Annotated in this window: 18 protein-coding genes; 15 read left to right on the top strand and 3 right to left on the bottom strand. The window is 68.9% G+C overall.

Features of this window, described 5'->3' with window-relative positions:
* Positions 1-170 precede the first annotated feature (170 nt).
* Positions 171-1289: a HesA/MoeB/ThiF family protein gene (locus tag AB0N68_RS05735; protein ID WP_268777566.1), complete on the top strand. Its 1119-nt coding sequence runs from the start codon at positions 171-173 to the stop codon at positions 1287-1289.
* Positions 1286-2551, top strand: a complete 1266-nt coding sequence (locus AB0N68_RS05730; protein ID WP_280565872.1) for an MFS transporter — start codon at positions 1286-1288, stop codon at positions 2549-2551. The genes AB0N68_RS05735 and AB0N68_RS05730 overlap by 4 nt, the downstream gene beginning before the upstream one ends.
* Here the strand turns inward: AB0N68_RS05730 and AB0N68_RS05725 are convergent.
* Positions 2478-3452, bottom strand: a complete 975-nt coding sequence (locus AB0N68_RS05725) for a DMT family transporter (protein ID WP_280565873.1) — start codon at positions 3450-3452, stop codon at positions 2478-2480. The genes AB0N68_RS05730 and AB0N68_RS05725 overlap by 74 nt on opposite strands.
* 214 nt (positions 3453-3666) lie before the next feature.
* Between AB0N68_RS05725 and AB0N68_RS05720 the strand changes: the two genes are divergently transcribed.
* Positions 3667-5028 (top strand): trimethylamine monooxygenase, encoded by a 1362-nt coding sequence (locus AB0N68_RS05720; RefSeq protein ID WP_259954108.1) that lies wholly within the window; start codon positions 3667-3669, stop codon positions 5026-5028.
* 79 nt (positions 5029-5107) lie between these two features.
* Here the strand turns inward: AB0N68_RS05720 and AB0N68_RS05715 are convergent, their stop codons facing one another.
* Complete coding sequence (locus AB0N68_RS05715) at positions 5108-5791, bottom strand: Pr6Pr family membrane protein (RefSeq protein WP_363332308.1); 684 nt, start codon at positions 5789-5791, stop codon at positions 5108-5110.
* 188 nt (positions 5792-5979) lie between these two features.
* Here AB0N68_RS05715 and AB0N68_RS05710 point away from each other — a divergent pair, with 188 nt between their 5' ends.
* The 12 genes from AB0N68_RS05710 to AB0N68_RS05655 all read left to right on the top strand — a co-directional run bounded on the left by AB0N68_RS05710 (position 5980) and on the right by AB0N68_RS05655 (position 18489).
* Positions 5980-7119: a hypothetical protein gene (locus AB0N68_RS05710; RefSeq protein ID WP_292795048.1), complete on the top strand. Its 1140-nt coding sequence runs from the start codon at positions 5980-5982 to the stop codon at positions 7117-7119.
* 114 nt (positions 7120-7233) lie between these two features.
* A complete protein-coding gene (locus AB0N68_RS05705; RefSeq protein ID WP_292795046.1) occupies positions 7234-8154 on the top strand; it encodes a hypothetical protein in 921 nt (306 codons plus the stop codon).
* Between the two features lie 220 nt (positions 8155-8374).
* Positions 8375-9661, top strand: a complete 1287-nt coding sequence (locus tag AB0N68_RS05700; RefSeq protein WP_060922320.1) for an adenylosuccinate synthase — start codon at positions 8375-8377, stop codon at positions 9659-9661.
* Positions 9662-9666: 5 nt separating this feature from the next.
* Positions 9667-10770, top strand: a complete 1104-nt coding sequence (locus AB0N68_RS05695) for a lactonase family protein (protein WP_280565881.1) — start codon at positions 9667-9669, stop codon at positions 10768-10770.
* 123 nt (positions 10771-10893) lie between these two features.
* Complete coding sequence (locus AB0N68_RS05690) at positions 10894-12234, top strand: MFS transporter (protein WP_363332510.1); 1341 nt, start codon at positions 10894-10896, stop codon at positions 12232-12234.
* Between the two features lie 75 nt (positions 12235-12309).
* Complete coding sequence (locus tag AB0N68_RS05685; protein ID WP_280565884.1) at positions 12310-12888, top strand: biotin transporter BioY; 579 nt, start codon at positions 12310-12312, stop codon at positions 12886-12888.
* A 462-nt stretch (positions 12889-13350) separates the two neighbouring features.
* Positions 13351-14787: a dihydrolipoyl dehydrogenase family protein gene (locus AB0N68_RS05680; RefSeq protein WP_292795042.1), complete on the top strand. Its 1437-nt coding sequence runs from the start codon at positions 13351-13353 to the stop codon at positions 14785-14787.
* Positions 14788-14922: 135 nt separating this feature from the next.
* Positions 14923-15225: a DUF427 domain-containing protein gene (locus AB0N68_RS05675; protein ID WP_280565888.1), complete on the top strand. Its 303-nt coding sequence runs from the start codon at positions 14923-14925 to the stop codon at positions 15223-15225.
* A gap of 52 nt (positions 15226-15277) precedes the next feature.
* Positions 15278-16138: an ABC transporter ATP-binding protein gene (locus AB0N68_RS05670; RefSeq protein WP_292795040.1), complete on the top strand. Its 861-nt coding sequence runs from the start codon at positions 15278-15280 to the stop codon at positions 16136-16138.
* A complete protein-coding gene (locus AB0N68_RS05665; RefSeq protein ID WP_025104210.1) occupies positions 16135-16818 on the top strand; it encodes an ABC transporter permease in 684 nt (227 codons plus the stop codon). Before AB0N68_RS05670 ends, AB0N68_RS05665 begins: the two co-directional genes overlap by 4 nt.
* Positions 16815-17534, top strand: coding sequence for an ABC transporter permease (locus AB0N68_RS05660; RefSeq protein WP_025104209.1), 720 nt, complete (start codon positions 16815-16817; stop codon positions 17532-17534). The genes AB0N68_RS05665 and AB0N68_RS05660 overlap by 4 nt, the downstream gene beginning before the upstream one ends.
* Before the next feature lie 34 nt (positions 17535-17568).
* Positions 17569-18489 carry an ABC transporter substrate-binding protein gene (locus tag AB0N68_RS05655; RefSeq protein WP_280565892.1) on the top strand — a complete coding sequence of 307 codons (921 nt, stop codon included), beginning with the start codon at positions 17569-17571 and terminating at the stop codon, positions 18487-18489.
* Between the two features lie 158 nt (positions 18490-18647).
* On the opposite strand, the gene AB0N68_RS05650 is transcribed toward AB0N68_RS05655, so the two are convergent.
* Positions 18648-19874, bottom strand: a complete 1227-nt coding sequence (locus AB0N68_RS05650) for an AI-2E family transporter (protein WP_280565894.1) — start codon at positions 19872-19874, stop codon at positions 18648-18650.
* Between the last annotated feature and the right edge of the window lie 23 nt (positions 19875-19897).

Here is a 19897-nt window from a genome sequence, read left to right as displayed (position 1 = left end):
TACTTGGCTCGTTCGATACCGACCCGACTATGCGAGAGGAGGAGCTATGTCGTTCACAGTTCGGGCAACCAAGGAACGTGACATCAGCTGGGGTGTTCTCTGAGAACGCGCACGCCACCCCGTATCGCTCGGCCTCCTCGGTCGAGCGATACGGGGCCGGAAGGAACTTCATGCGACCGCAGATCAAAAGAGCGCTACCCATCTATTGGCTCGCTGACGATGTCGTCCGCATCGGCGCGCAGCAGGGGATCACGAAGGAGCTCACCGACCCGCAGGGCCAATTGCGCGTCCTGTTACCGCTGCTCGACGGCAGGCGTGAGTACGGCGACGTCCTTCGAGAGGCGTGCCAAGCCCTCGGCGACCTGTCTGAAGACGACGTGCGCGAGGGGATCCAGTATCTCGACGCAAGCGGCCTCATCGAGGACGCGTGCTCTTACGACAGCCTGCCCGTTCGGCTGGAGGCCAATCAGACGTTCTTTGCGGCCGCCGCCGAGAATACGCAGGCAGCGGCGAATCGTGCCCAGCACGTTCTCCGCGAGTCTCATGTCGTTCTGCTCGGGCTCGGAGGGGGCGGAAGCGCAAGCCTCCCGCAGCTTCTGGCGTGCGGCCTCCGTAAGCTCACCATCCTGGACTACGACGTCGTAGATGAGAGCAACCTCAACCGGCAGACTCTGTTCCGGACGAGTGATATCGGGCGGAAGAAGACCGACGTAAGCGCAGAGTATTGTCGAGCGTTCGCTCCGGACGTCGATGTCGAGGTGTTCGATCTGAAGGTCGCCTCGGTGGACGACATCGTTCGGGTCGCGCGGGGAGCCGACGTCATCATCTGCGCCATCGATGAGCCTCGGTTCATTGCCCAACGCCGTGCGAACGCCGCGGCGGTGCGACTCGGAATCCCCGTCGTCATCATGCTCACTCAGCACACCAGCGGCCGCTTCTTCTCGGTGGTTCCGCGAGAGTCCGGCTGCCTCGATTGCTTGCACATCTTCGACGAACTCAACACGGATGGCTTCCTGCGGCAGTTCCATGCACTGATGTCGCCGGCGAGAGACGCGGCGACCGCGGCGATTGCGCCGCACATTCAGAGGCTCACGTCCTTCGGCGTGGACGAGGCGATGCGCCTGATCACCGGATACGCGGCCCCTTTGGGTCTCGGCCGACAGGTCGAGGTGAACTACATCTCAGGAGCGCTCCGCATCATCATGAACTGGGATCGACACCCGGGCTGCCCGACGTGCGGATCGGGCGACTCCCAGTTCGACTACATCTTCGATGCCGACCCGCTGTGAATCCGCCTCGGCTGGGTCTCTGGCGCGTCCGCGACTATCGGGCGTGGTTCGCCGGTGACACGCTCACCCAAGTCGGCCTGAGCATCGGGGCCTTCGCCTTCACTCTTCTCGGCTACTACGTCACATCCGACGCCTTTCTCGCAGGGCTGATCGGCACTGTCTCGGCCGTCGCGCGGGCGGTGTCGACCCTTCCTGGTGGCGTTCTCGCCGACAGGTTCGACGCCCGAAGGCTGATGATCTGGTCGGGCGCGTCCGCGTTCGCAATCTACGCAGGGCTGTCGGCGATGTACGTCACGGGCACGCTGACGACAGCTGCGCTCATCGTGATCGCGGCAGGAGAGGGGCTCGTCGTGGGGCTCTTCTTCACGGTCACGGACGTCGCGCTCCCGCGCATCGTCGGGAAGCGATTCCTGGCCGAGGCATCCGCAGCCAACCAGTCTCGCGACGCAGCCATCCGGCTTGCGGCGGCACCGGTATCGGGGCTGCTCTTCGGTGTGCACCCTTCGTTGCCGCTGATCGTCTCGGCGGTCGCTCGGCTCGGAGAAGTCGGATCCGCCCTCGCGATACGCAAGGACCTCAGCCCCGAGGGCCTCGGTGACGAAGCGGAGGTGCGATCGCTCGCCGCAGGTCGTCGTTGGCTGGCGGTGTGGCGTCAACCGCGAACCCTCATCGGTCTGATCGTGCTGGTCAACTTCTGCCTGGGCGCCTGTGGAATGACCATCGTGCTCAGCCAGCAACAGACAGGCACCCCCGCGTGGCAGATCGGAACCATCCAGACCATGCAGGGCGCAGGCGTGCTCGCAGGTGGAGCCGTCGCGGGATGGATACTCCGCCGATACAGCGGGCGCGCGATCGTGCGCCTATCGATCTGCATGATCACTCTGGCGTTCACCGCTCTTCTCGTTACTCAGAGCGTTCCCGCTGTGGCGGTCATCGGCTTCGTCGCCTCGATGCCGTTGATACCTCTCAACGCCGTGCAGGGGTCGTACCTCGCGTTGATCATCCCCGACCAGATCCGCGGTCGCGTGCTGTCGCTTTCGTCCTTGCTCGGAGCGCTCGCCGGCGGTGCGGCGCCTCTGCTGGCCGGAGCGCTTCTGGAGTACGCCGGTTACTACCTTGCGGTCGGGGTGCCTCTCGCCATCCTCGCGGGGACGGCGGTGGCCGCTGCGCTCTCCAGGGCGGTCGGAGCTATTCCCCGGAGGAGCGAGTTCGACCAGGTCGAACCGCTTCCCCTGTCCGCGGGTGCCATCGCAGACGCGTGATGAGCACGCCGAGCAGGCACAGCGCGCCGCCCACGAACATGAGCGGGGTGGGCACCTCGCCGAGGATCAGCCAGGACAGCAGGATCGCGAGGGCCGGGACCACGTACGTCGTCGCGGAGGTCTTCCCCGCGGTGCTGCGCTGCAGCACGTACGCCCAGGTGGTGAAGGCGATCGCGGTGGGGAAGATACCGAGGTAGACCACCCATAGCGTTGCGTCGAGGGGCGCCGTCTGCACGTCGGCGATCAGGGCGCCGAGCCAGGGAAGCAGGGCGATCGTGCCGGCGGCCGCCCCGAGCCAGGTCAGCGTGGTGGCGTCGACCCCTGAGGTGAGCAGGTTTTTCTGCAGCAGGGTGCACCCCGCGTACATGACCGCGGCGAGAAGGGCCAGCAGGAGGCCCGTGAGGTCGGGGCCGGTGCTGCTGGTGGAGTTCATGCCGATGAGGACCACCCCGAGGAAGGCGATGGGAGCGCCGATCACGAGGGGTCGGGGGAATCCCTCCCGGAGGAAGAGACCGCTGAAGACGACGACCATGAGCGGCGCCAGGTTCACGACCATCGCGGCGGTCCCGGCGTCGAGGGTGCGTTCGGCGCTGTTGAGGGCAAGGTTGTAGATGCAGAACCATCCGACGCCCCACACGGCGATCAGCAGCCAGTGGCGGCGCTCCGGGAGACGGATGCCGTGCCGGAGCGCGATGATCGTCAGCACGAGGGTGCCCACGGCCATGCGCAGCAGCGCCAAGGCCCCGGGGTCGTAGTGCGGCCCCGCGCCACGGATCCCGATGAAAGCCGACGCCCAGAGTACGACGGTCACGCCGGCTGCGAGCAGCACGAGGGCGCCGCGCGATCGCGCCGGCGAGCCCTGCGGGTCGAGCCGCTCCGATGCCCTGATGTCCTGTCGCACCGTCCGATCCTGGCACCGGCCGCCGACATCGGCGATGCGCGGAAGCGACAGCCGTCGTCGCATTCCCGCCAGCGTCGCCGCGGGGCACTGCTAACGTCGAAGAGCAGCCACTGTCCGGGCGGGTCGAGCGTTCCGCTCCCACCGGGGAAGAACTGTCCTCCTCTCCCGGATACGGCTGCGCCCGATACATGACGGAAGAGTTTGAGGACGATACGTGACGAACAGTGAACGAGTAGCGATCATCGGCGCCGGCCCCTCGGGGATGGCGCAGCTGCGGGCCTTCGAGTCCGCGGCCCGTGCGGGGGCGGAGATCCCCGAACTGGTCTGCTTCGAGAAGCAGGCCGACTGGGGCGGCCAGTGGAACTACACCTGGCGCACCGGGCTGGACGAGTACGGCGAGCCCGTGCACTCCAGCATGTACCGCAACCTGTGGTCGAACGGCCCGAAGGAGGCCCTGGAGTTCGCCGACTACACCTTCGACGAGCACTTCGGACGGCCGATCTCGTCGTACCCGCCGCGTCCGGTGCTGTGGGACTACATCGCCGGGCGTCTCGCGAAGACGCAGGTGCGCGACCTCATCCGTTTCGAGACCGCGGTGCGCTGGGTGGAGTTCGACGAGGAGCGTGAGGTGTTCCGCCTCACCAGCGAGCACCTGCCCACCGGGCGCACCACCACGGAGGAGTTCGACCGGGTCGTCGTGGCCAGCGGTCACTTCTCCTTCCCGAACGTGCCGCACTTCGACGGCATCGAGACCTTCCCCGGATCCGTCGCCCACGCGCACGACTTCCGGGGCGCGGAGGCCCTCGCCGGGCGGGACGTGCTCGTGATCGGGTCGAGCTACTCGGCGGAGGACATCGGCAGCCAGGCGTTCAAGATGGGCGCCCGCTCGGTCACCGCGAGCTACCGGACCGCGCCGATGGGCTATGACTGGCCGGAGGGCTTCGAGGAGCGTCCGTGCGTCGAGCGCTTCGAGGGCCGTACCGTGCACTTCGCCGACGGCACCTCGAAGGAGGTGGACGCGGTCATCCTCTGCACCGGCTACCTGCACAAGTACCCGTTCCTGCCCGCGGAGCTCGCCCTGTCCTCGCCGAACAACGTCTACCCCGACGGGCTGTACCGGGGGGTGCTCTGGCAGGGCAACCCGCGCCTCGCCTACCTCGGCGCGCAGGACCAGTGGTTCACGTTCAACATGTTCGACGCGCAGGCCTGGTTCGTGCGCGACGTCATCCTCGGCCGGATCGCCCTCCCCGACGAGGCCGAGCGTGCCGCGTCCATCGCCGCGTGGCGGAAGCGGTTCGCCGAGATCGACTCGGCGGCGACGGAGATCCGCTTCCAGGCCGACTACATCCGCGACCTGCTGGAGTGCACCGACTATCCGGCGTTCGACCTCGATCGCGTCGTGGAGATCTTCCTCGCCTGGAAGCACGACAAGAAGGCCGACATCATGGGCTACCGCGACCGCGTGTACCCCTCGGTCATGACCGGGACGCTCGCCGCCGCACACCACACCCCGTGGCTCGACGAGCTCGACGACTCCCTCGAGCGCTATCTCGAGGCCGACGCGCTCCTCGTCTGATCGCCGACCCACCCCCTTCCGGCCGTCCCACCCCTTTTCGCACGTTCGCAAGGGGGTGGGGCGCACGGAAAGGGGTGGGTCACGGTCTGGCCCGACGCCGCCCGATCCCCACGACGAGCGCAGCGGTGGCGAGGATGATCGCGGCGATGAGGAGCACCCAGAGTGCGACACCGCCGTAGCCGCCGTTCAGCGCGGGATCGAGGAAGGGGTACGGGTACCACCACGGGTTCCCGGTCGCGGGTGCGGTCACGAGGTTCGCGCGGAGCAGTGTGTATATCACCCACACGATCGGGAAGATCGCGGCGATCCCCACGGCGCCCCAGCCGAGCGCACGACGACGCGGCGCGAACAGCACGTCGGCGAGCAGGACGAGCGGGATGACGACGTGCAGCACCTCGTTGGACCAGGCGACCGTGGGCCCCTGCGGCAGCGCGATCCCGCGGAGCAGCGTGTTGTAGACGACGCCCGTGACGATCATGTAGGTGCTCGCGCACACGAGCAGCGTCGCCAGCCACGTCGGTTCGACTCTCGCGTCGCGGTGCGTCAGCCCCCAGACCCCGCCGACGGCCAGCACGACCGCGGCAAGCACGTTGGAGAGGATCGTGAAGAAGCTGAAGAAGTTCGCGAACACGGTGGGCAGATGCGCGCCCCACGCGGTGTCTGCGGTGAGGGCGATCTCCAGGGTGCGCACGAGCTGCGCGACGATCGCCGCCACCGCGAGCGCCGCCGCCACGAGTCGGATGTAAGGCCACCACCGCGTCATCGCCACCTCCGTCGCCACTGTAGCGGGAACGAAACCGTGCCTCCGCCCCGGGTGTGGGATCGAAACCGTGCCTCCGGCGACTCGGGGAGGAGCGTATTCCGTCCCGTATCGCGCTTCCCCGGCGGACAAGCTTCGGCAATGATGGTCGAGATGGCGTCACGAAGGCCACGGACCCCCCGGAGGTAGTCATGTCGTACGACATCGAAGTGTATGGAAGGCTCCGGCTCGCACCGTCCGAGGTACAGACCGGGACGGGTTCAGTCACAGCGAGCGAGATCGCTGGCGAGGCGCTCGTTCAGGCCTTCACTCATGATTCAGGGGAGTACTGCTTCATCGTCGACGGGCCGCACGACGTCGGCGGCGAAGACATGGACAGTGTTCCCACCGGCCTCCCCGACAACGTGCGCTTCCGGTACAGAGTCGTCGTCGAAGGTTCTGCGCAGCCGCATATCGGACACGCGCTGCGTTTCGCGGATGAGCTTGCCGGGGCGGTGGGAGGGGTCGTGCACGATCCACAGGTCGTCGTGGAGGAGACGTCCGACCCTCGATACGTGTCACGGAGGACCGGACCCAGCCGCGAGAAGTTCCTGCACGTCGAGTGGTTCCGGTGCTTCGACGAGGAAAGCCCTTCGCTTGCTCAGATGTATCTCGAGTCAGCGAAGGAGCATCTTCCGGCCGCACTGCCCACCGTGTTCGGGGTCAGCGAGCCACTACGACGAAAGCTCGCCGAGGACGGGGTGGAAGGGGCCGACCGCATCTACCGCGAAGATAGTCACCAAAGCAGACTGGTCCTCCGGGGGCGAAAGCCCCTCATCTCGGGATTCATGGATTCGTGGTCCGATCAGTTCGTCGCTGAACACCAGTCCGCACACCTACTCTTCGACGCGGCGGCGCTCTCCAAGCCTCGATTCGTCAGCGCCTTCGAGAGCTTCTTCGTCGATTTCGCACAGCGTTCGAGCAGCTTCTTCTCGTACGCCGAGGTCACGCAGTCCCGCTTCTCACCGACGATGGCGCTGCCGCAATGGGGTGAGTGGCCGGGGCTGCCGCAGAGCCCTCCGTGGCTGAGCTGGTTCTCCACGGAGTACGCCGACCTCGTCCGCCCGCATCTGACCGCGGGTGCGCATCGCGAGCTGAGCGGCGGCATGCTCTATCGCTCGAACATGCCCGCGACGAGCGTCAGCGCTTCATGGACGGAGCCGGGGGCCTGGGTCCCCTCCGAGTTCGTTCCTGTTCAGGCGGATCCTGACAATCACCGCAAATCGACGGCTCGCGCGAGCGAGATGCCCATCGCGCTCCTGTCATCGGACTACTTCGTCAAGGTCCGGTGAACGCGAGTATTCGCACGATAGCGTCGGTGGGGCCGCTCGGAGGTCAAGCTTCCTGGCCAGTGCGAGGGGAGAAGACAGGTGTCATACGGATCGACGTGCGTCTATCACGTTCGCGTGCCGTACGACGTGAAGTCCGTGGGCGACGAGTTCCGTGCCGAGCCCGACGATCACCATCTTGGCGCGGCGAAGGAGTATGCGGAGGATCTCGCCACCGCGGTCGGCGGGCAGGTGGTCGATCCTCAGGTGATCTCCTCACCTGAGGACGAGGAAGCCGACCCTTCACAGCGGACGGCGGAGAAGCTCTACGTTCACCTCCGGTGGTTCCGAAGGTTTGGCGAACTCGCGGACGCCACTGCGCTTGCCGAACGGTACCTCCAAGCGGTCCGGGAGAGCTTCCCGCTCGCTGTGCCTGTTCGTTTCGGGTCGCATGAACCCTTTCAAGGACGCCTTCCCCGCGACGGTGGCGCCGCCTTCGATGCCCTGTACCGGGCGGAATGTCGCGCCGACAGCCTTGCCATGACGAGCAAGGACTTCATCTCGGCGAGCATCTCTCCATGGACCCCGATCGGTGGCGACTATCAGACGATCTCGATCGATTTCGAGCTCGACCACTTGGTGGAGTCGGACGCGTTAGGCGCAGTCGCGGGGTTCCTCGTGGATGTGGCACGTCGCGTCGGCAGCTTCTTCGCCTTCGCCGAGCTCAACGACACTCGGTTCGCGACGGCGCGTCCGCGCGGTTTCGACGGAGCGTGGGGAGGGCTGCCGGTCGACCCTCAGTGGGCCACCTGGTACGACGCGGAGTACTCCACGCTGGTCCGGCCCCGTCTCCGAGGTGGCGAGATCCAGGAGATCCCGGAGGGGCTCATGCACCGATGGTCCACCACACCGGCAAGGGCAGACGCGATACGCCGGGGGCTCAGCACCACATGGCCGCCACCCGATCTCGTGGGCTCGGTCCACACCACACCAGGCGGTCCCCGTGGGATCGCACAGGCGAAGGTCGTGCCGGAATCGCTACGAGTCCCTTCCTCGTGAGCGGGGGGCCGGTCCTCGGTGAACCTTCGTCGACGAATGTGCGCCGCCGCCCGGTGCGGGACCGAAACCGTGCCTCCAGGGCCCCGGGCCGGTGTGTATTCCGTCCCGTATCGCGCTTCCGAGGGCTGTCGGAGGCCTGCCGATAGGATGGGAGAGCCCGATCGGGCCAGCTCATCCGCCGGTGGAATCCCGGCGAGAGGCATCATCCAGGGGGTTACCCATGCCAGGAATCGTTATCGTCGGCGTGCAGTGGGGCGACGAAGGAAAGGGCAAGGCCACCGATCTGCTCGGTGAGCGCACCGACTGGGTGGTGAAGTTCAACGGCGGCAACAACGCCGGGCACACCGTCGTCGTCGGCGACGAGAAGTACGCCCTGCACCTGCTGCCCTCCGGCATCCTGTCGCCCGGCGTGAACCCGGTCATCGGCAACGGCGTGGTCATCGACCTCGAAGTCCTCTTCTCCGAGCTGGAGGCCCTGTCCGCCCGCGGCATCGACGTCTCGCGGCTCAAGGTCAGCGCCAACGCGCACATCATCACGCAGTACCACCGCACGCTCGACAAGGTCACGGAGCGCTTCCTCGGCAAGCGCAACATCGGCACCACGGGCCGCGGCATCGGCCCGGCCTACGCCGACAAGATCAACCGCGTCGGCATCCGCGTTCAGGACCTCTTCGACGAGAACATCCTGCGCCAGAAGGTCGAGGGCGCCCTCGACCAGAAGAACCACCTCCTGGTGAAGGTCTTCAACCGCCGCGCCGTCACCTGCGACGAGATCGTCGACGACCTGCTCTCCTACGCCGAGCGTCTGCGTCCGATGGTCGCCGACACCGGCTACCTCATCGACCAGGCACTGAGCCGCGGCGAGGTCGTCGTGTTCGAGGGTGGCCAGGCCACGATGCTCGACATCGACCACGGCACCTACCCGTTCGTCACGTCGTCCTCGGCCACGGCCGGCGGCGCCTCGACCGGGTCCGGCGTCGGTCCCGGCGCACTCGACCGCATCGTCGGCATCGTCAAGGCCTACACGACCCGCGTCGGCTCCGGCCCGTTCCCGACCGAGCTGTTCGACGAGCAGGGCGACTGGCTGCGCAAGCAGGGCTTCGAGTTCGGCACCACGACCGGGCGCCCGCGCCGCGTCGGCTGGTACGACGCCCCCATCACCCGCTACGCCACGCGCATCAACGGCATCACCGACCTCGTGCTGACCAAGCTCGACATCCTCACCGGGCTCGAGAAGATCCCCGTGTGCGTGGCCTACGACGTCGACGGGGAGCGCTTCGACGAGGTGCCGGTGAACCAGACCGACTTCCACCACGCGAAGCCGATCCTGGAGTACTTCCCCGGGTGGAGCGAGGACATCTCGACCGCGCGCACCTTCGAGGATCTTCCGCAGACGGCGCAGGACTACGTGCTCGCGCTGGAGGAGATGAGCAACACCCGCATCTCGGTGATCGGCGTCGGCCCGGAGCGCGATCAGGTGATCGTGCGTCACGACCTGCTCGACTGATCGGCATGACACGGTTCTGGCTCGGGGGCTACGGCCCGGCGATGGAAGGCTCCGCCGAGGGGATCGGCGTGCTGGCCGGTGACGAGGGCCGTGAGGCCACGACGCTCGCCTACCGCGGACCCGTGACGCAGACGCCGTCGCCGTCGTGGTTGGCGGCGCATCCGTCCCTCGACGTCGTGTACGCGGCGCTGGAGGGCGATGCCGCCGTGCAGGCGTTCGTGCGCACGGGCGATATGGCGCTGTCCCCGCTGGGCGATCCGGTGCCGACGGGGGACGGCGTCTGCCATCTCGCGGTGTCGCCGAACGGCCAGACGCTCGTCGCCAGCTGTTACGGCGACGGGCGGGTCGTCCGCTTCGGGCTCGCCGCCGATGGCCAGCTTGTCCCGGCGAAGGAGGATGCAGCCGCGGCCCTGCGTGCCGCCCTGTTCGGCGACGGCGATCCGGACGCGGCTCCCGTCACTCCCGCCGGCGATGGCATCGCCGCGGTCGATCCGTACGGCGCCGCGGACCGCGCATCCCACGCGCACGCCGCCGCCTTCCTCCCGGACGGCCGCGTGGTGACGACCGATCTCGGGTTCGATCTCGTCCGGTTCTGGCGCCTGCAGGGTGGTGGGCTCGCCCTCGATCAGGAGGTCGTGCTCCCGCGCGGCACCGGCCCGCGGCACATGGTCGTGCATCCGAGTGGCCACCTGCACATCGTGACGGAGTACTCGTGCGAGGTCTTCACGCTCGCAGCGGCCGCCGACGGCACCTGGAGCGTCGTCTCCTCGGCTCCGGCGAGCCCCATCGCACAGGTCGGCGTGGACTTCCCCGCCGAGCTCGCCCGCACCAAGGACGGTCAGTTCCTCTACACCGCTCTGCGCGGCAGCAACACCATCGCGGCACTGCGGGTGCGTGGCAGCGGCGAGGCTCTGGAGCCCGTCGCGCTCGCCGATTCCGGTGTCGACTGGCCGCGGCATCACCTCGTCTACCAGGGCAAGCTCCTCGTCGCAGGGCAACGTTCCGACACCGTGACGCTGCTCGACCTCGATGACCGCACGGGAGCCCCGCTCGGAGTTCGGCACGAGGCGCAGGCTCCCGCACCGACGAGCATCCTCCCGCTCCGCTGAGCCTGTGCGGGGCTGCGCGTACCCCGGGCTTGACCTCAACCATTCTTGAGGTTCTAGCGTCGTCCTCATGACGACCGAGACCGGGCGCGCTGCGCCGTCCACGCCCGCCCCGCCCCGCCCCGCATCCTCGGTGGCGAGTACGTCTGGATCACGATCGGCGCCTGCGCCCTCGTGTTCCTCGGCGCCTTCGAATCACTGGCGGTCACCACGGTGATGCCCGCGGTCAGCGCCGACCTCGACGGAGAGCGGCTGTACGCGCTCGCCTTCGCCGGGCCGCTCGCGACGAGCGTGATCGGCATGGTCGCGGCCGGAAACTGGTCGGACCGGCGGGGTCCCGTGGTGCCGTTGTATGCGTCCGTCGTCCTGTTCACGGTAGGGCTGCTCGTCGCGGGGCTCGCGTCGAGCATGGAGGTGCTCGTCGCCGGGCGCTTCGCCCAGGGGCTCGGCAACGGCGGGCTCATGGTGGCGCTCTACGTCGTGGTCGCCCGGGTGTATCCGACGTCGCTGCACCCGGCGATCTTCGCGGGGTTCGCCGCCGCGTGGGTCATCCCCTCCCTCATCGGTCCGACGATCGCAGGAGCGGTCACGGAGGTGTGGAGCTGGCACTGGGTCTTCCTCGGGGTCGTGGTCCTCGTCGTGCTCGCACTGCTGATGGTCGTCCCGGCTCTCCGGGGACTCGCCCGCAGCAGGGACGCGAACACGCCCTGGGCGCTCGGACGGCTGGGATGGTCGGTGCTCGCCGCCGTCGCGGTGCTCGCCCTCGACCTCGTGGGAGAGGTCCCGGTCGCCGGTCCGTTCCTTTCGGCGGTGGCGGTGGTGGTCGCGGTCGCGGCGGTGCGCCCACTCGTTCCTCGGGGCACCCTCGTCGCCCATAGGGGGCTGCCGTCGGTGATCCTGGTCCGCGGTCTGGGGGCGGCGGCGTTCTTCGGGACGCAGATCTACCTGCCGTACCTGCTCACGGATCGATACCTGCTGTCGCCGACCCTCGCCGGGCTCGCGCTGACCGGGGGTGCGCTCGCCTGGTCGGCGGCGGCGACCGTCCAAGGGCGGATGGGCGAGCGCCTGTCGAGCGTGACGGCCGTGCGGGTGGGGACGATCCTCGTGGTCGTCGGGATCGCGCTCGTCCTGGTGATCACCGTGATGCAGGCGCCCGCGCTGCTCGCCGCGTTCGCCTGGATCGTCGCCGGCGCCGGGATGGGGTTGATGAGCCCGCGCACGAGCGCTCTCGTCCTGGCGATGTCGTCCCCCGCGGAACAGGGGTTCAACAGTGGCGCCATGACCGTGGCTGACTCGTTCGGCAGTGCGCTCGCCCTCGCCGTCACGGGCTCGCTCTTCGTCGCCCTCGGGGCTGCGGCAGGGGTGGATCCGTTCGCCGGGGTGTTCGCCCTCGCCGCCGTGGTCGGGGCGGGAGCGGCCGTCCTCGCTCCGCGGACGAGGGGTGTCGACCCGGCCGCCGCGGGGTGATTTGCGCCCCGCGTGGCCCGCCCTCTAGCCTGATGAACGGTGTTCAGGTGAACACCGTTCAGGAAGGATGGACCGATGACCCCCACGACCCGCGACACCTCGGCGACCCTCGGCCGCGTCGCCGTCTTCGCCGCGCTCATCATCGTGCTCGGCACGGTCGTCGTCCCGCTGCCCGGCGGGGTGCCCATCACCGGACAGACACTCGCCGTCATGCTGGCGGGTCTCGTCCTCGGACCGCGTGTCGCGCCATGGTCGGTCGCACTCGTCCTCGTGCTCGCGGCGATCGGTCTCCCGGTGCTCGCGGGCGGGCGTGGCGGACTCGGGGTCTTCGTCGGCCCCACGGCGGGATATCTGCTCGGGTGGGTCGCCGGTGTCGTCGTCATCGGACTCCTGATGCGCACCGGCCGCCCGACCTGGTGGCGCGCCGCGATCGCGGCGTTCGTCGGCGGCGTCCTCGTCGTCTACGCCTTCGGCATCCCCGTGCAGGCCCTCGTCACCGGCGTCCCGCTCGACCTCACGGCCCTCTCGACCCTGGCCTTCCTTCCCGGCGACCTCATCAAGGTGACCGCGGCCACCCTCATCGTCATGGCCCTCCGTCGCGCCTATCCCCGGGCCTTCGCCGACCCCCGCCGCGTCCCCTCCGTCGTCGCCTGACTCTCGGGCCGCCCTTTCCGGTCCCGTCGACTCCGTCCGTTCCGTCGACTCCGTCCGTCCCGTCGACTCCGTCCGTCCTGTTCCAGATGCACGACCGTGGCACGTCTGCCGGAGGATCGCCCCGTCCGGATCGAGCGACCGTCCCCACGTCGTGCATCCGGAACCTCGGACCCGGCTCGCCGACCGGAATCCGGACCCGTACCCCGCCGGGACGAGTCCCTGGTTCCTGGTCCGGATGCACGACCAGGTCACGTCTGCCGGCGGATCGGTCCCGTCCGAGTCGCGCAGCCGCACTCGGATCGTGCACCCGGAACGTCGTCGGAAGGAACGTCGTGCATCCGGGACGGGGACCCCCCCGGGGAAGACGGGCACATCGGCCGACGGGAACAACTCACCCGTGACTCGACGTTCCTCATGAGCGAGACTGGGCCACGGACCGATGCGGCCACGAGAGGGGCGAGCATGACTGCTGCCGAGAAGACCGACGAATACGACCTCATCGTGCTGGGCGGTGGTCCGGTCGGGGAGAACGTGGCGGACCGTGCCGTGCAGGGCGGTCTCAGTGCGATCATCGTGGAGAGCGAGCTCGTCGGCGGGGAGTGCTCGTACTGGGCCTGCATGCCGTCGAAGGCCCTGCTCCGTTCGGCCCAGGCGCTCCGTGCCGCGCAGCACGTCGCCGGCGCCGCGCAGGCCGTCACCGGGACCCTCGACGTGCGGGCGGTGTTCGAGCGCCGCGACTCCTTCACGAGCAACTGGTCCGACGACGGACAGGTGAAGTGGCTCGAGTCCGCCCACATCGACCTCGCCCGAGGCCACGGCCGGCTGACCGGGGAGCGCGAGGTGACCGTGACCGACCAGGACGGCGGCACCCGCGTGCTGCGCGCCCGTCACGCGGTCGCCATCAGCACCGGCTCGGACGCGGTCATCCCGCCGATCGAGGGTCTGCGGGAGGCTTCGCCGTGGACGAGTCGCGAGGCGACCAGTGCCGAGGAGCTGCCCGAGAGCCTCGCGGTGATCGGCGGCGGCGTGGTCGCGGTCGAGATGGCCACCGCGTACGCCGCGCTCGGCTCGTCGGTGACGCTGCTCGCGCGCAGCGGGCTGCTGGGCGGGATGGAGCCCTTCGCCGGGGAGCGGGTGGCCGACGGCCTGCGTGAGCTCGGCGTCGACGTCCGCACCGACACCGGCACGACCGCAGTGCACCGCGACGGCGACCGGGTGACGATCACGCTCGACGGCGGGGAGACCGTGACCGCCGCCGAGGTGCTCGTGGCGACCGGACGCTCTCCGCGCAGCGCCGACATCGGCCTCGACGTTGTCGGACTCGAACCGGGCCGCTGGATCGAGACCGACGACACCCTCCGCGTCCCCGGACACGACTGGCTCTACGCCGTGGGCGACGTCAACGGCCGTGTGCTGCTGACCCACCAGGGCAAGTACCAGGCGCGCGCGGCGGGCGACGTCATCGCCGCCCGCGCGAAGGGCGACGCCGTCGACGACGCCCCCTGGGGGCGTCACGCCGCCACGGCCGATCAGGCCGCGGTGCCGCAGGTCACCTTCTCGATCCCGGAGGTCGGATCGGTCGGACTCACCGAGGCGGCGGCCCGCGAGGCAGGCACCGCCGTCCGGGCCGTCGACTACGACCTCGGCTGGGTGGCGGGCGCGAGCCTGTACGAGGACGGCTTCGCCGGGCAGGCGCGCCTGGTCGTCGACACCGACCGCGACGTCGTGATCGGGGCGACCTTCGTCGGCCCGGAGGTCGCCGAGCTCGTCCACGCCGCGACCATCGCGATCGTCGGGGAGGTCCCGATCGCCCGACTCTGGCACGCGGTGCCCTCCTACCCCACGATCAGCGAGATCTGGCTGCGGCTGCTGGAGGGCTACGGCCGCGACTCGGCCTGATCCGGGCAATCCGATTCCGGACGCGTGACGAACAGAACGCGCAATATGTCCCAGATTGACGACCCCGCGCGCAACCCGGTGCCGGATGTCCCACCCGTCTTATACGCTCGAACCCACATCCGAGGAGGCAGGACCATGAAGGCTGTACTCGCAGGAAACGTCATCGCCGAGGCCGACCAGGACGACCTCATCCGCATCGAGGGGAACTGGTACTTCCCGCCGGCATCCGTCGCGCCGGACGCCCTCGTCGAGAGCCCCACTCCGTACACGTGTCCGTGGAAGGGCGAGTGCCAGTACTACTCCGTCCAGGTCGGCGGAGAGCTGCACAAGGATCTCGCGTGGTCGTACCCGCATCCGTACCCGTCGGCGTTCGACCGGGTCGGCAAGGACTTCTCCGGCTACGTCGCCTTCGCCCCGGGCGTCGAGATCTCGGCCTAGTCCCGCACGACGCACGACCGCACGTCCGAACGACCGTCGGAGAGACACCCTCATGATCGAGTTCCGCAACGTCACGAAGCGCTTCCCCGAGGGGACGCTCGCCGTGGACGACTTCAGCCTCGTGCTGCCCTCCCGCAAGACCACCGTGTTCGTCGGATCCTCCGGCTGCGGGAAGACCACCCTGCTGCGGATGATCAACCGCATGGTCGAGCCGACGTCGGGGGAGGTCGAGATCGACGGGGAGAGCGTGCTCTCGGGCGACCCGGTCGCCCTGCGCCGGCGCATCGGCTATGTGATGCAGAACTCCGGGCTCATGCCGCACTTCACCGTCATCGACAACGTGGCCACCGTGCTGCGGCTGAACGGGGTGAAGCGCACACAGGCGCATGAGCGTGCTCGCGAGCTGCTCACGACCGTCGGCCTCGACCAGGCGCTCGCCGAGCGGTACCCGAGCCAGTTGTCAGGCGGTCAGCAGCAGCGCGTCGGGGTGGCCCGCGGGCTCGCCGCCGATCCGAACATCCTCCTCATGGACGAGCCGTTCGGAGCGGTCGACCCCATCGTGCGCGCCGACCTCCAGCAGGAGACCCTGCGGCTGCAGCACGAGCTCGACAAGACGGTCGTGTTCGTCACGCACGACATCGACGAGGCGTTCCTCCTCGGCGACCAGGTCGTCATCCTCGACAAGGGCGCCCGGATCGTGCAGGTCGGCAGCCCGAGCGAAATCATCGAGAACCCGGCCGACGACTTCGTCTCCTCGTTCATCGGAGCCGACCGCGGCCGCCGCGCGCTGCATCTCAAGCAGACCCCGCGCGGGACCGTGGTCGTCGACTCCGAAGGCCGCACGCAGGGAGCGATCGTCGATGCGCCGGAGGGCGTGGTCGACGGAGCAGATGCGATGAAGGCGGCCCCGTGAACTGGGTCGGCGACAACCTCGGGCTGATCCTCGAGCTCACCGCGGTGCACCTGCAGCAGAGCGCGATCGCGATCGTGCTCGGTTTCGTGCTGGCGCTCCCACTGGGGTGGGTGGCCTGGCGCTATCAACTCGTGAAGGGTCCGGTCATCGTCCTGACCGGACTGCTGTATACGATCCCGTCCCTCGCCCTCCTGATCTTGCTGCCGTCTGTGGCGGGCTACCCGGCGCGCAGCCCGGCCAACCTCGTCATCGGCCTGACGATCTACGCGATCGCGATCCTCGTCCGCGCGGTGTCCGACGGCCTGGACTCGGTCGACCCCGCGATCCGGCAGTCCGCGGTCGCGATGGGCTACGGCGGGTTCCGCCGCTTCTGGACGGTCGACTTCCCGCTCGCCGGGCCGGTCATCCTCGCGGGCCTCCGCGTGGCGGCGGTGAGCACCATCTCGCTCGCGACGGTCGGCATCCTCGTCGGCGTCACGAACCTCGGCTACCTGTTCACGAACGGCCTCCAGCGCCGCATCCTCGCCGAGGTCTTCACCGGCATCGTCGCCGTCGTCGTCATCGCTCTGGTCATCGACCTCCTGCTCGTGCTCCTCGGGCGTGCCCTCATGCCGTGGACGCGGGCGGCGGCCACCCCCGCCGCCGCGCGTCGGACGATCACGTTGAGGACGGCCGCATGAACGTGTTCACCGAGGCCTTCGCCTGGCTGTTCTCCCCCGACCGCTGGGTCGGGACGTACTCCCTCCCCGTCCTGTTCGGCCAGCATGTCTTCTACACGGTGGTCTCCGTGCTGATCGCCGCGGTGATCGCCGTACCGCTCGGCTGGCTCATCGGGCACACCGGGAAGGGGCGGGAGATCGCGGTCGCCGTCTCCGGAGCGGCCCGCGCCATCCCGTCCTTCGGACTCATGGTCCTCCTGGTGCTTCTGCTGGGCGTGCTGCGCACGCCGCTGGCGGCGATCATCACCTTCGTCGTCCTGGCGATCCCGTCCCTGCTGGCCGGCGCCTACACAGGCCTGGAGGCAGTCGATCGCCGAACCATCGATGCGGCACGGGCGATGGGGATGACCGGCTGGCAGGTGTTCTGGAAGGTCGAGGTGCCGCTCGGCATGCCGCTGCTCGTCGGCGGCCTCCGTTCGGCGCTGCTGCAGGTCATCGCCACGGTGACGATCGCGGCCTACGTGAACCTCGGCGGCCTCGGCTGGCCGATCATCCAGGGCATCCCGCTCCGCCGTTTCGACCAGGTGCTCGGCGGCGCGATCCTCGTCGCGGTGCTCGCGCTCCTCGTCGACCTCCTGCTCGCGCTCGCCCAGCACGCCGCGGTGCCCCGCGGTGTGCGCACCCGTCCGCAACGCCGCCGCGCTCGGGCGACCGCCCCCGCGGCCGCACCCGCCTGACCCACAGCATCGTCCCCCAGAGAAGAGGAAGTCCATGTTCACCGCACGAAAGTCCCGCCTCGCCCTTGCCGGCGGCGTCGCGCTCGCCGCCGCCCTCGCCCTCTCCGGCTGCGCCAACAGCAACCCCCTGGACGCGCCCACCGACGACTCCGGCGACGGTGGGGGCAGCGACACCATCGTCATCGGCTCGCAGGCCTACTACTCGAACGAGATCATCGCCGAGATCTACGCGCAGGCGCTCGAGGCCGCCGACTTCGACGTCGACCGTCAGTTCAGCATCGGCCAGCGCGACGCCTACATGCCGGACGTCGAGTCCGGGGCGATCGACCTGTTCCCGGAGTACACGGGCAACCTGCTCGAGTACCTGGACAAGGGTGCAACCGCCACGAGCCCGGACGACGTCTACGCCGCCCTGAAGGACGCGCTCCCGGACGGCCTCACCGCGCTCGACTACGCCGAGGCGTCCGACCAGGACACCTACACGGTGCTCAAGAGCTTCGCCGAGGAGAACGACCTCACCTCGATCGCCGACCTCGCGGACGTGACCACCCCGGTCACGATCGGTGCGGCGCCGGAGTTCGAGCAGCGCCCGTACGGTCCGGCTGCGGCCAAGGAGGTCTACGGCGTCGACCTGGCGTTCTCGGCCACCGGTCCCACGACGCTGGAGTCGCTGCTCGCCGGAGAGATCCAGGTGGCGGACATCTACTCGGCCGACCCCGCATTCCAGACCGAGGACATCGTGGCGCTGGAGGACCCGGAGAACATCATCCTGGCCTCCAACGTCGTGCCGATCGCGTCCAGCGACGTGGCCGACGAGATCGCCGACGTCATCAACGGCATCAGCGCCAAGCTGACCGCCGAGGAGCTCGTCGCCCTCAACGTGCAGAGCACGGTCGACCAGAAGTCGGCGGAGGACATCGCGAAGCAGTGGCTCACGGACAACGACCTCATCTGAGTCGTCTTCCCGCGAAGCGCCCGGCCCTCAGGGCCCGGGCGCTTCGTCGTTCTCGCCCGCCGGCGTGCACAACTCCGGAGATCTCGCCCGACACGCCGCGAGTACTCCCGGCTGACGGTGTGTCGTCCCGGATCTCCGGAGTTGTGCACGGGGCGGGGTCAGGTGCGAGAGTCCTGCTTCGGCACGACCACCTGCTTGACGATGATGAGGATCGAGGCGGTGACGGGCACGGCCACCAGGGCGCCGAGCAGGCCGAGGAGCGTGCCGCCGGCGAGAGCGCCGATGACGACGAGCGAGCCCGGCACCGCGACGGCCTTGTTCATGACCCGCGGCGTGAGCACATACGCCTCGATCTGCATGTAGACGAGGTAGATCGCGGCGAAGATCAGCGCGGCGATCGGGTTCGTGAACAGCGCGAGGATGGTGCCGATCATCCAGAACAGCACCGAGCCGACCAGCGGGATGAGCGTGACGCAGAAGGCGATGGCGGCCATGAGCGGCGGGAACGGCAGACCGAGGACCGTGTAGAGGATGAGGGCGAGGGTCGCGTTGCAGAAGGCGAGGACCACCATCCCCATCACGTAACCACCCACGGAGTCGGTGATCTGCTGGGAGATGTCGTCCGCGCGGCCGCGGTCGCGGGCCGGGACGAGGCGCAGCAGCCCCTGGCGCATGGCCGGGAGCGTCGCGACGAAGTACAGGGTCAGTACGAGCACCACGATCGCGCCCGAGATGCCGCTCGCGATGGACGCACCGACCTGCAGCGCGCCTCCGCCGATCGTCGCGAGGTTGCCGAAGTCCGACAGGAACTTCTCCACCTCCGATACGAGGTCCTGGAACTGGTCGCCGAACTGGTCGTTGAGGGTGGCGTAGATGTCGGACTTCGTGAAGTCCCGGATCATGCCGGGGACCGATTTCACGAAGCCCGCGATCTGCTCGACGACGATGGGAACGATCATCCAGAGGACGAGGCCGACGACGACGATGAGGGCGAGGATCGTCACCACGACGGAGAGCGCGCGGGACAGCCCGCGGCGTTCCAGGAAGCGGACGGCCGGGTCGAGGCCGAGCGCGGCGAACAGCGCGAGCGCGATGTAGATGAGCACGGTGGAGAGGTTGTAGAGCGCGCTGCCGATCACGAGCGCCCCGAGGCCGCCGAGCGTCACGAGGAACCCGAAGACGAACGGCCGATCGATCCGCGTCCAGAACGAGCGGCTCGGCGTGGTCGGCTCGATCACCACGGGCCGGGGCGGCCCGGTCACTGGCGAGTTTCCCGGCGCCTCCACCGCGGCGCCGACGAGCGCGGCATCGACGGGGGCGGGTTCCGGGGCGCGGCTGCCCTGGTCGTCCTGCGGAGCGGAGGCCGGCGACTGGTCGTTGCTCATGAGCACACGATAGCGGTGCCCCT

This window comes from Microbacterium meiriae (assembly GCF_040685015.1).
Classification (GTDB): Bacteria; Actinomycetota; Actinomycetes; order Actinomycetales; family Microbacteriaceae; genus Microbacterium; species Microbacterium meiriae.
The sequence above is the reverse complement of the archived record's forward strand: the minus strand, read 5'-3'. Positions and strand labels throughout refer to the sequence as shown.

Coding starts and splice junctions, on each gene's coding strand:
- AB0N68_RS05735 (WP_268777566.1), top strand. CDS start 171: ATGCGACCGCAGATCAAAAGAGCGCTACCCATCTATTGGCTCGCTGAC.
- AB0N68_RS05685 (WP_280565884.1), top strand. CDS start 12,310: ATGACCCCCACGACCCGCGACACCTCGGCGACCCTCGGCCGCGTCGCC.
- AB0N68_RS05700 (WP_060922320.1), top strand. CDS start 8,375: ATGCCAGGAATCGTTATCGTCGGCGTGCAGTGGGGCGACGAAGGAAAG.
- AB0N68_RS05655 (WP_280565892.1), top strand. CDS start 17,569: ATGTTCACCGCACGAAAGTCCCGCCTCGCCCTTGCCGGCGGCGTCGCG.
- AB0N68_RS05675 (WP_280565888.1), top strand. CDS start 14,923: ATGAAGGCTGTACTCGCAGGAAACGTCATCGCCGAGGCCGACCAGGAC.
- AB0N68_RS05650 (WP_280565894.1), bottom strand. CDS start 19,874: ATGAGCAACGACCAGTCGCCGGCCTCCGCTCCGCAGGACGACCAGGGC.
- AB0N68_RS05710 (WP_292795048.1), top strand. CDS start 5,980: ATGTCGTACGACATCGAAGTGTATGGAAGGCTCCGGCTCGCACCGTCC.
- AB0N68_RS05680 (WP_292795042.1), top strand. CDS start 13,351: ATGACTGCTGCCGAGAAGACCGACGAATACGACCTCATCGTGCTGGGC.
- AB0N68_RS05715 (WP_363332308.1), bottom strand. CDS start 5,791: ATGACGCGGTGGTGGCCTTACATCCGACTCGTGGCGGCGGCGCTCGCG.
- AB0N68_RS05670 (WP_292795040.1), top strand. CDS start 15,278: ATGATCGAGTTCCGCAACGTCACGAAGCGCTTCCCCGAGGGGACGCTC.
- AB0N68_RS05695 (WP_280565881.1), top strand. CDS start 9,667: ATGACACGGTTCTGGCTCGGGGGCTACGGCCCGGCGATGGAAGGCTCC.
- AB0N68_RS05660 (WP_025104209.1), top strand. CDS start 16,815: ATGAACGTGTTCACCGAGGCCTTCGCCTGGCTGTTCTCCCCCGACCGC.